Source organism: Acidovorax sp. GW101-11A03, assembly GCF_059424825.1.
On sequence record NZ_JBWKZU010000052.1, the window covers coordinates 24,569 to 35,189 of the forward strand.

Sequence of the window (10,621 nt, forward strand, 5' to 3'; positions counted from 1 at the left end):
GCGGGGGTCATTTCGTGACCTTCTCGTTCTCCCCTTGGGCGAATGCTCGCATGGCCTGGCGAAGAAATGGAATCTGGTGGCTGAAATTTCGGCAACCTGAACACATCATCAGGTGCACATTCAGTCCCATTTTTTCCGGCACCGACAGGCGACGTTCCTGCGCTTCCGACACCAGTCGTGTGGCCGATTGGCAATTCAGCATGGTTGCCCCTTGGTCTGATGCCAGTTGTTCTCCAAGCACTCCCGCAGCCGAAGCCGGGCCCGGTGCATGATGACGTTCAGGTTGGATGTGGAGATGCCGACGGAAGCGCAGATTTCGTCCGACTCCAGTTCAATGTATTCCCGCATCATGAAAACCCGGGCCTGCTGGCCTGGCAGGGCCTCCAGGCAGATTTCGAATACCTTCCAGAACTGGCTCTGGTGCAAGGCTTCCTGCGGATTTCCCCAGGCTGCGGGACGTTCATCCGGCTCCCAGAACCCCTTGGCGTTGAAAAGCTCGTGGAGGTCTTCCTGCTCCTCGCGCTCCTGCATCAGTGCGCTGGCTTCGCCCAGGCGTTTCTTTTGCCTCAACGAATCGGCAATCTTGTTCTTGAGAATCGCAAATACCCAGGTTTTCAGCGCCGCATGGCCACGGAATGCCGCTGCATTCTTGAGCGCACCGATCAATGCCTCCTGCACGGCATCCTCTGCGGACTGTTCGTCGCCCAGCTGCAATTGCGCAAATTTCAGCATCTGACGACGCAAGGCCTTCAGCAACTCCGGGTCGGTGATCGAGGGCGCACCAACGGGTGCGTCCACCCCCTCCACCTTCAATTTTTCAAACGTCATGTCGGTCCTGTTCGCTCAATGCATTCTTGGCGGCGCTGTAGCTGGCGACGCAGTAGGGTACAAGGTAGTTGAGCAACACATGCCCCCAGGAAATCCCGGACCAATTGAGGATCGCCGTGCCCTGGTTGATGAGATTCAGAACGGTTCCCACGACAAGCGAGATCCGCAGCGCATTGCCCGCGATCTTTCGCGAGCACGCCAAAGACAGAATGCCCCGTTTCATGCGTGTCCCAACGATGTGTCAAGCAGCTCAAGTATCGGCAAGTTCGCCACCGCTGCCGATACGGTGGTCCGGATCAGCTCAAAATCCGCTTCAGGCTCCAGATCGATGGCAGAGCCTTGGCGACCGGTTGGGCGGGCTTGCAACCCTGTCTCGCAAGCGTTCAGCTCAAACTCTCCGGAGCAGTTGCGACAGTAGATGCGTTGCCCTGCAACCTGCCCACGCCGCAGGACCAGTGTGGGGCCACACATAGGGCAAGACTGCAGCGGAATGCCTTCGTCGCTGTGTGCGAGCACATGGGCGAGCCGACCAGCTTCGCCCAGAGCAACGAACCGGGTGGCCAGAGATTCATCGAACTGGGCCCCTTTTTCGCGCATCAAGATGTCGAGAGCTTTTTCAAGAGGCATGCCGGGCCTGTAGGGGCGATGGCTGGTCATGGCGTCAAAAGCGTCGCAAATGCCCACGATGCGCGCCGTGAGGGGCACCGCATCCCCTTCAAGCCCACGGGGGTAGCCGCGTCCGTCAGGACGCTCGTGATGCAAGTTCACAGCGTCTCGAACCAGTCCAGCGAGGGGGTGCCCGGCAAGCATCCTGAGACCGACGTCCGGATGCGTCTTGATGACGGCATATTCTTCATCGGTCAAGCGATCAGTTTTCCGCAAGATGGCGTCCGGAATCCCCACTTTGCCCAGGTCATGCAGAAAGCCGCCCAGTTCAATGCGTGCCACTTCGTCTGGTGGCAGGCCTGCCTCCTTTGCCAGCAAGCGTGCGTAGCGGGAGACACGCCAGAGGTGTCCGCCTGTATAAGGGTCTCTCGCCTCGACAAACCAGGCCATGCTCATCAGGCTGGCCAGCAGTTGGGCGCCATGGGCAGTGTTTGCGGAAGATCCGCGCAACCACGTACTGAGTTGTTTTGAGCCGATCATGTGGACTTCTCTATGGTGGTGCCCGTGGGGGCAAACTCGGACAGTGAAAACCGCTGAATAAATCGCCGGTCGATCCAGTCTTTCCAGCGCCAAACCCAACGTCCTTCGGCAGACCAAGAACCCCACGATGCCACTGCATAGCGTGGCCCGCAGGCAAGCAGGTAGAGTGAGCGGGACTTTGGGGTATATGTCCGCAGTGCACCGCCCTCCAGACTTGCAAGCACGTTGCTGGCCAGCACCGGGCCTGCACGGACAGCATGCACGCCTGAGCGAGACAGGTGGGCATCTGGCCGTGCGCACACGTCTCCGGCCGCAAAAACATCCGGGTGGGAGATACTGCGGTGGTATTGATCGACCAGTATGTACCCCTCGGGGTCCAGTGCCAACTGGGACAGCTGCAGCCATACGGGCGCGCGCGCACCGGTGGCGGCAATCACCAGATCCGCCGTCATGGCCTGACCGTCCGACAACAAGACCCCATCCTCCGTACCCACAGCCCTCTGGAAGTGCACGTCCAGGCCAACACGCCGGGCGTAGGCGAGTAAGCGATCCTGCACGCGTCGATGGTGTCCTCGCAAAATACCGCTCTCTGATGCCACCAGATCCACAGTGGCATGTACCCCGGATTGCTGCAATGCGTGTTGCGCAGCCAGCGCGATCTCAACGCCTGCGGCGCCGCCACCCACAACCAACAGCTGAAACGAGCCTTTCAATTGCGCCTCGGCCAGTTTCTCAGGCCACCGGGCGAAAAACTGGTCCAGCGGCTTGACCGGCAGCAGTTTCTCCCCCAGCGCTTCCAGCCAGGAGGTTGCCGTTTCGCTGCCCACATCAATGGAAAGCCAGTCATAGTGCACATGTCGGCCGTCGCTGAGGCCAACGCAGCGCCGCGCTGCATCCATGCCCACCACGCTATCTACAACGAGTTGCCCCCGCGCAGCCGCCACCAAGGGCCTCAGGTCGATCTGACAAGCCGACTTCGAATAGTGGCCTGCGATCCAGCCGGGCAGCATCCCTGAATAGTTCTGTTGAGGCGTCGGAGTAATCAGCGTCACCTCGATCCCCTGTGGGCGCCTGGCAGCCAGGGCTTCCAGAACCGACAGATGCGCATGCCCACCGCCGACCAGGACAAGCCGTTTCATGGTGGAGCCGATCTATTGGTTGAAATGACGCTTGAGAATCCGCGCTGCAATGGCGCGACGCGCGGGAATGGCCAAATCGTCCTTGCTGAAATACAGGAAGGTATCAGGACGCCCCCATTGTGAGGCTGTGCCTTCGTTATCGATGCCCACAATGCTCGCCTGAACGCTGCACAGCGCAGCCAAACGCTCCAGACCGGGTCGCGCCTTGTCCAAGGAAAGCATGGAAGCGAAAACTACGGGGACGGTGGGCGCGGCATGGCGAAGCCGCTGAAACACGTCCTCTGCGGATTCGGGAATGGAGGATGAGAGTGCCATGGAAATGACGGCCCCGCCCGCCTTGGGCGCGAGAGTGGCCATGTTGGCAATAGCTTCGAGCTTGGCAAGCGTGTAGCCGTTTTCCTCCAAAAATGGCTTCATTTCAGCGACGATGAAAGGGTGTGGCCTGGCCAAGAGGATATTTTTCGACATCAGGTGCTCCGTCATAGTGTGGTGAGTAACCGTTTGTCGTTTCTGACCCGATATCTCTTACACCGCTGGATTTATCTGGCTGTAATAGACGTGATCGGTGCGCCGACTAACCGTCGTAAACAGCAAAAGAGAACCTGGAGTATCAATATGACACGTGCCCTCATCGGGATCATTGGCGGAAGCGGGCTCTACCACATGGACGCTTTGCAGGACATACAGGAACACGATATGGAAACGCCCTATGGCAGGCCCTCCGATGTCCTGGTCACCGGCACAGTTCACGGCACTTCCGTGGCCTTTTTAGCCAGGCACGGTCGAGGCCATCGCCTGATTCCATCCGAGGTGCCCTATCGCGCCAATATCCATGCCATGCGCCAACTGGGCGTGAGGTACTTGGTTTCTTTCTCCGCAGTGGGATCCCTGCGTGAGGAGTTGCGTCCGCTCGACATGGTTCTGCCGGATCAGTTCATCGACTTGACCAAGCGCAGAGAGACCACTTTCTTTGGCGCTGGCGCCGTGGCGCATGCGTCCTTGGCACAACCCATCTGCGCCAATCTCTCCGACGTGCTGGCGCGCTCTGTGGCAGGTGCTGGATTGAGTGACAAGGTGCGCCTGCACAGGGGGGGAACCTATGTGTGCATCGAAGGCCCACAGTTTTCCACCATGGCTGAGTCACACTGGTACCGAAGCATGGGTGCCAGCGTGATTGGCATGACCAACATGCCAGAGGCCAAATTGGCGCGGGAAGCGCAGATGGCCTACGCGACCTTGGCCATGGTGACCGACTACGACTGTTGGCACCCCAGGGAGGCCCATGTGACCGCCGATGCCGCGATTGCCAATCTGATGCAAAACGCAGGCCACGCTCAGGCGATAGCGGCGCAGACCATCAAGACCCTTGGTCTGGAGCTGCCGACTTCTGCGGCCCATACTGCCCTTGATTCGGCGCTGGTGACCGGGCGTGAGTCCATGGCCCCTGACGTACAAAGCCGCCTGAAGGCATTTTGGAGTTGATCCCATTGGCTTCTGACCATCACCGTCAGCGGAGGGCAGTGTCCAAGCCCATTGGTGAACGGGCGAATGTGTCGCGAGAAAATCGACGCTCTCGAACACCACCAGTCTTCCCTACGCTTACCAGCGATTTGGGCCGGTCTACAATCTGCGGGTGACTGACCCCATTTCAAAGTGCTCCCAGGCAACGGTTTTTGTGCCAAACCGTGAGTTGCCACTCGGGTATTTCTGCTCGGTGACTCCGCCGTAGTCCTTCCTCCTGAGGCGCCGCTCCAGCGGTGTTCGCCTCGCGCTTCTCATTCACCACTGAGCCATGCATCCGGCCCCGGTGGTGCCATCTCTTGTGCATTCTCCTTTCCAGACGCATCAGCACTCGCTGATCGCGTTCCTATGCCTATGAACTTTTCATCCATCAAGCAAACCTGGTTTGCCAACATCCGGGGCGATCTGCTGGCCGGTATCGTCGTTGCCCTGGCCCTCATCCCCGAGGCCATTGCTTTTTCCATCATTGCGGGGGTGGACCCCAAGGTCGGGCTCTACGCCTCGTTCAGCATCTGCGTGATCATTGCCTTTGCCGGGGGCCGTCCCGGCATGATCTCGGCCGCCACCGGTGCCATGGCGCTGGTCATGGTGACCCTTGTCAAGGAGCATGGCCTGCAGTACCTGCTGGCGGCCACGGTGCTGACCGGGGTGCTGCAAATTCTGGCGGGGATGCTCAAGCTGGGCGCGCTCATGAGGTTTGTTTCGCGCTCCGTGATCACGGGCTTTGTGAACGCGCTGGCCATATTGATCTTCATGGCGCAACTGCCGGAGCTCACCAACGTGAGCTGGGTGGTGTATGCCATGACGGCAGCGGGCCTGGCCATCATTTACGGTTTTCCGTACATCACCAAGGCAATTCCCTCGCCGCTGGTGACCATCGTGGTGCTCACCGCCATCTCCATGGCGATGGGCCTCGATATCCGCACCGTGGGCGACATGGGCGAGTTGCCCAGCAGCCTGCCAGTATTTCTGCTGCCCGACGTGCCGCTGAACCTGAAAACCCTGAAGATCATCTTCCCCTACGCCGCCACGCTGGCGGTGGTGGGCTTGCTCGAATCGATGATGACGGCCTCCATCGTGGACGACCTCACCGACACCCCGAGCAACAAGAACCGCGAGTGCATGGGTCAAGGTGTGGCCAACGTTGCCACGGGGTTCATCGGCGGTATGGCGGGCTGCGCGATGATTGGGCAATCGGTCATCAACGTGAAGTCGGGCGGGCGTGGGCGCCTGTCGGCGCTGACAGCGGGCACGCTGCTGCTGGTGATGGTGGTTTTTCTGGGCCGCTGGGTCAGCCAGATTCCCATGGCCGCGCTGGTGGCCGTGATGATCATGGTGAGCATTGGCACCTTCAGCTGGGATTCGGTGCGCAAGCTGCGCGAGCACCCGCCCAGCTCGTCCATCGTGATGATTGCCACCGTGGTCGTCACCGTGTCCACCCATGACCTGGCCAAAGGGGTGTTTGTGGGCGTGCTTCTGTCGGGCATTTTCTTTGCCCACAAGGTGGGCAGCGTGTTGCGCGTGGACAGTACCAGTGAGGACGGGGGTCAGATACGCGTGTACCGCGTGGTGGGTCAGGTGTTCTTTGCATCGTCGGAAGCGTTCATCGCCGGGTTTGACTTCAAGGAGGTTGTTCCCACGGTGCGCATCGACGTGAGCCGAGCGCACTTTTGGGACATCACCGCCGTGAGTGCGCTGGACAAAGCCGTTCTCAAATTCCGCCGGGAGGGCACCGAGGTCGAAGTGATCGGCATGAACGAAGCCAGTGCCACGCTGGTGGACCGCTTTGCCCTCCACGACAAGCCCGGAGCTGTTGAACAACTCATGCATTGAGGAGATACCCATGAACAAGGTCTATGCCTGTATTGATGGTTTGAAGACAAGCACCGCCGTGGTGGACTGGGCCGCCTGGTCTGCCAATCGCCTGGGCGTTCCGCTAGAGCTGCTGCATGTGCTGGAGCGTGACCCGGACAGCACGGCGGTCACCGACTTCAGCGGCGCCATTGGCCTGGGTGCACAAGAGATGCAGCTTCAGCAACTGAGCGACTTGGATGCGCAGCGGGGGAAACTGGCCCAGGAGGCTGGGCGCCAGATGCTGGCCAGCGCCCAGGCGCGCGCCACAGCCCTCGGGGTGCAGCAAGTGGATGGACGCATGCGCCATGGCGACTTCGTGGATACGGTCGCCGAGCTGGAGCCCGACGCCCGCCTGTTCGTTTTGGGTGAGCACTACCAGGCGACTGCTGGAAGCAGGCTGCATCTGGACCACCACCCGGAGCGGGTGATCCGAGCAATCAAGCGGCCTGTTCTGGTGGCGACGGCAGAGCATTTCGCGCCGCCTGAGCGCTTCGTTGTCGCCTATGACGGCAGCCCGACGGCCCTGAAGATGGTGGAGACGGTGGCCCGCAGCCCGATGCTCAAGGGATTGCCTGCGTTGGTGGCCATGTGTGCGACAGGCACACCTGCGGCACAGGCGCAGCTGGGCGTGGCCAAGGGTCTGCTGAAGGAAGCCAGGTTTGAGGTAGAGACAGCGCTGCTGCCAGGGGATCCCGACAAAGCACTCCCTCAGCTGCCGCAGTTGCAAGGCGCCGCCTTGCTGGTCATGGGCGCCTACGGGCATTCCCGCATCCGCCACCTGGTGATCGGGAGCACGACAACGACGCTGCTGCGCATGAGCAAAGTGCCCGTGCTGGTCATGCGCTGAGGTTGTCCAAAACCGCGTTTTATGAATACCTTGGGTGCAGTTTGGGTTCAGTTCCTGGTTTGCGCGGTATTGATCGCGTTTGCGGGTTGGCACTTGATTCGATATGGGGATGCGATATCAGCTGCAACGGGGATGTCAAGAAGCTGGGTAGGCTTGGTGTTGGTCGCTACCCACTACGCCTCATCAGGCATTCCGCTTTCACGCCCCTTCATGATTTCCGGCTCTCACGCCGCTCCCAGTCCATTGCCGTTTTCCTCCACCTGCAGCCGTAGCTCCCGCAGGGCCACGCAGCATCTTCGACAGGGCATTGGGCCTCTGTGGGTTGTGTTCACTCATGCTTATTCAGAGGCAAGTGTTTCGTTCATTCGCACAGCGGCGATCACGCCTGACAGCAAGGTGATGGCCGCGACTAACCACACTGCGGCGGCAAGCCCAAAAAGGTCCGCAGTGATACCTGCCAACAGCGCGCCCACCGCATAGCCCAGATCGCGCCAGAGCCGGTACACACCCACCGCCGAAGCACGCCAGGTGGGATGTGCTACATCTCCGATGGCCGCAAGCAAGGTCGGATAGACCATCGCGGTGCCCAGCCCGAGAAGGACAGCGCTAAAGCCGAATCCCAGAAAGCCAGCACTCAGCGCGGTGACGGCAACGCCCACCGCCTGCACCCACATTCCCCAAACGATCAGTTGTTTGCGTCCGATGCGATCAGACAGCGCTCCCGTAAAAATCTGCGCCATCCCCCAGACGGCCGGGTAGATTGCGGCGAGCGTGCCTATCTGCGCCAAGTTCATGCCTGCAGCGGCAAAAACCAGGGGAAACAGCCCCCAGGCCATGCCATCGTTGAGGTTGTTGACGAGTCCTGCCTGGCTGATGCTGGACAGGTTATTGTCGGTCAGAGAGGCGCGGCGGAAGATTTCCCCCTGGCTGGGCAGTGCCACTTCGTGACCGGCATGGTGCGTCCGCACTTCTTGGGCCACATAGTGCCGGGTCTCGCGGACCGCCAGCACCGAGAGCGCCAAGCCAAACAGCACATAGGCCACACCAAGGTAGAAAGGTTGCGGCCTCAGCCCGTAGTGAGAAGCCAGCCAGCCGGTGGCAAGCGCACTGCCCGCCACTGCAAAGTAGCCAGAAAACTCATTGAGACCCATCGCAAGGCCGCGCCGCTTGGGCCCCACAAGATCGATCTTCATGATGACGGTAGTGGACCAGGTGAGGCCCTGGCTCACCCCGAGCAGCACATTGGCCGCGACGATCCAGTTCCAATCGGGCGCCCACATCAGCATGAAGGGCACAGGGGCTGCAACGAGCCACCCAGCCACCAGAACGTGCTTTCTGCCATAACGGTCGGAAAGCCGTCCCGCAAAGTAGTTGGTCAGCGCCTTGGTGATACCGAAGACGACGATGAACGACAGAATCGCCGCCCGCGCCGCAATGTGGAACTCTTGCTCGGCGATGGCCGGAAGAATGCTGCGCTCCAGGCCCACCATCGCGCCAACGAAGGCATTGACCAGGACCAGCAAAGAGAACTGGCCCAAGTTTTCGCGCAGCCCCAGGCGGACGGTGGCCGTGTGCATCGTTCAGCCCTCCAACCCGAGGTTGAAACGCACCATCGCGTCCATGGCGGCCGGACGCGGGGGAATCTCTTGCGTCAGGAAGCTGATGAAGGCACCGCGCTCCATCGCCAACGCCAGGTTCCAGCGCTTCTCGAATCCCAGCGTTGAAGAGGGCTTGCCAGACAAGCCCGCGCCACAGGCGCTGCCAGCCTGGTGCCCCGGATAGATTTCGATTTCGTCAGGGAGCGACAGAAGCTTGGTGTGCAAGGTGTCATAGAGAACACCCGCCATCTGCTGCTCCTGTCCAGCCAAGTCAGGCCGACCAACGGCGCCAACAAATAGGGTGTCGCCGGTCACGACGAACCAGGGAGCCTCACCGCGCCGCTTGTCGGTGACCAGCAGACACAGGCTGTCCGGCGTATGCCCTGGCGTGTGCAGAACCTTGACTTTGACATTGCCGACATCGAGCAGCTGTCCGTCCTGCAATGGCAGAAAGTCGTACTGCACCTGACCGCGATTGGACTCGTGCAGGCAATAGGGGGCATGAACCTTCTGGGCCAGCGAACGCCCCCCCGAGTAATGGTCGGCGTGGACATGGGTGTCGATGACGTGGGTGATTTCGACGTTGGCCTCACGGGCCGCCTGCATGAACCAATCCTCGTCGCCAGCCACCACATCGACCGCGATGGCCTTGGCCTGTCCAGCGCAGCCGAAAAAGTACGACAAGGAGGACTCCTTGGTAGCCAGTTGCTTGAAGAACATAGGTGCCTCCTTAGAAAACGAGAACTTTGTCGGCCTCCGCCGTCCAGGCGGCCAGCTCGCTCAGAGTGCTGCGGTGGCTCCCTTCGATGAGTTCGTCCACCTTGATCCCCCGGGCATCCAGGCAAGAACTGCACAAGCCAACCTCACCGCCGACCATGCGCACCATGTCCCCGGCGTTGTAGTAGCCCTGGGGCACCTCCTGGCCCTCCTTGGCGCACGCAACTGCATCTCCCATCAAGAAAAGGCGCACCGATTCACCTTCGCGCTTCGCCAAGGCCTTGGCGAGCCGCAAGGCGTTGTAGCTACGTTCACTCCCATAGGGCGCGTCATTGAGGATGAACAGGGTTTGCATGGCGACTTCCTTTTCTTCGGTGTCTCTGGGTTGTGCCGATTCGATGGCCTCAATGGGGGGAGGTTTCGATAGGCAGGCCGCTGGCGGCCCACTCACTGACGCCATCACTGATTTTTTTGGCGACGAAGCCACGGGCGCGCAGTAGCTGCACTGCCTCATCGGACATGAGGCAGAACGGCCCCCGGCAGTAAGCGACGATGGTGCGATCCGCAGGCAGATCAGCCAGGCGCTTTTCCAGCTCATCCAGCGGCATAGAGCGCGCAAAAGGTAGATGCCCTGCGTTGAATTCGCTGGAAGGCCGTACGTCGATCACGACGATCTCTCCGTGCCGCGCTTTTTCCAACAGGCTCTCCCGTCCCTCCGATACCAAGGTATCCGGTTGAGACGTCATTTGTTCCAGGGCAACGCGCAGCTCGACCAAATGCTCTTCAGCGGTCTCCCGCAGGGCGACCCATAGTTGAGACACATCCTGACCACTGAGGCGGTAGTAGATGTGCCGACCGTCGCGCCGGGTTGCTACCAGACGGGCTTCCCGCAGTGCTTTGAGATGCGCGCTGGCTAGGCGCAAGTCGATACCAGCCAGCGAGGCCAAGGTATCGACCGATTTCTCGCTTTG

General features: G+C 60.6%; 13 protein-coding genes. 3 read left to right on the forward strand and 10 right to left on the reverse strand.

The genetic code is table 11. From position 1 onward, the window contains the following. Nucleotides 1-7 precede the first annotated feature (7 nt). From AC07Z7_RS19120 to AC07Z7_RS19145, 6 genes are read right to left on the reverse strand one after another with little or no spacing between them, the layout of a single operon-like run. On the reverse strand, nucleotides 8-202 hold the full coding sequence (locus AC07Z7_RS19120) for a zf-HC2 domain-containing protein (RefSeq protein WP_494767294.1): 195 nt from the start codon (nucleotides 200-202) through the stop codon (nucleotides 8-10). Continuing rightward, complete coding sequence (locus AC07Z7_RS19125) at nucleotides 196-828, reverse strand: RNA polymerase factor sigma-70 (protein ID WP_494767295.1); 633 nt, start codon at nucleotides 826-828, stop codon at nucleotides 196-198. Before AC07Z7_RS19125 ends, AC07Z7_RS19120 begins: the two co-directional genes overlap by 7 nt. Further along, nucleotides 818-1,051, reverse strand: coding sequence for a nitrate/nitrite transporter NrtS (gene nrtS / locus AC07Z7_RS19130; RefSeq protein ID WP_494767296.1), 234 nt, complete (start codon nucleotides 1,049-1,051; stop codon nucleotides 818-820). Before nrtS ends, AC07Z7_RS19125 begins: the two co-directional genes overlap by 11 nt. After that, entirely contained in the window at nucleotides 1,048-1,974 is a 927-nt protein-coding gene (locus AC07Z7_RS19135) for an HD-GYP domain-containing protein (protein ID WP_494767297.1), read from the reverse strand. Before AC07Z7_RS19135 ends, nrtS begins: the two co-directional genes overlap by 4 nt. Further along, entirely contained in the window at nucleotides 1,971-3,113 is a 1,143-nt protein-coding gene (locus AC07Z7_RS19140) for an FAD-dependent oxidoreductase (protein ID WP_494767298.1), read from the reverse strand. Before AC07Z7_RS19140 ends, AC07Z7_RS19135 begins: the two co-directional genes overlap by 4 nt. A 12-nt stretch (nucleotides 3,114-3,125) precedes the next feature. Then, nucleotides 3,126-3,596: a hypothetical protein gene (locus AC07Z7_RS19145; protein WP_494767299.1), complete on the reverse strand. Its 471-nt coding sequence runs from the start codon at nucleotides 3,594-3,596 to the stop codon at nucleotides 3,126-3,128. A gap of 132 nt (nucleotides 3,597-3,728) precedes the next feature. Here AC07Z7_RS19145 and mtnP point away from each other — a divergent pair, with 132 nt between their 5' ends. From mtnP to AC07Z7_RS19160, 3 genes are all read left to right on the forward strand, one after another. After that, nucleotides 3,729-4,595 carry an S-methyl-5'-thioadenosine phosphorylase gene (gene mtnP / locus AC07Z7_RS19150; RefSeq protein ID WP_494767300.1) on the forward strand — a complete coding sequence of 289 codons (867 nt, stop codon included), beginning with the start codon at nucleotides 3,729-3,731 and terminating at the stop codon, nucleotides 4,593-4,595. 393 nt (nucleotides 4,596-4,988) lie between these two features. Further along, nucleotides 4,989-6,467, forward strand: coding sequence for a SulP family inorganic anion transporter (locus AC07Z7_RS19155; RefSeq protein WP_494767301.1), 1,479 nt, complete (start codon nucleotides 4,989-4,991; stop codon nucleotides 6,465-6,467). A 10-nt stretch (nucleotides 6,468-6,477) separates the two neighbouring features. Continuing rightward, nucleotides 6,478-7,335: a universal stress protein gene (locus AC07Z7_RS19160; RefSeq protein ID WP_494767302.1), complete on the forward strand. Its 858-nt coding sequence runs from the start codon at nucleotides 6,478-6,480 to the stop codon at nucleotides 7,333-7,335. A gap of 338 nt (nucleotides 7,336-7,673) precedes the next feature. Here AC07Z7_RS19160 and AC07Z7_RS19165 read toward each other — a convergent pair whose 3' ends face one another. The 4 genes from AC07Z7_RS19165 to AC07Z7_RS19180 all read right to left on the reverse strand — a co-directional run. After that, a complete protein-coding gene (locus tag AC07Z7_RS19165; protein ID WP_494767303.1) occupies nucleotides 7,674-8,912 on the reverse strand; it encodes an MFS transporter in 1,239 nt (412 codons plus the stop codon). A 3-nt stretch (nucleotides 8,913-8,915) separates the two neighbouring features. Continuing rightward, a complete protein-coding gene (locus AC07Z7_RS19170) occupies nucleotides 8,916-9,653 on the reverse strand; it encodes an MBL fold metallo-hydrolase (protein WP_494767304.1) in 738 nt (245 codons plus the stop codon). A gap of 10 nt (nucleotides 9,654-9,663) precedes the next feature. Further along, entirely contained in the window at nucleotides 9,664-10,005 is a 342-nt protein-coding gene (locus AC07Z7_RS19175; protein WP_207253311.1) for a DsrE family protein, read from the reverse strand. 49 nt (nucleotides 10,006-10,054) lie between these two features. Continuing rightward, the coding region (locus AC07Z7_RS19180) for an ArsR/SmtB family transcription factor (RefSeq protein ID WP_494767305.1) at nucleotides 10,055-10,621 on the reverse strand (567 nt) is incomplete at its 5' end.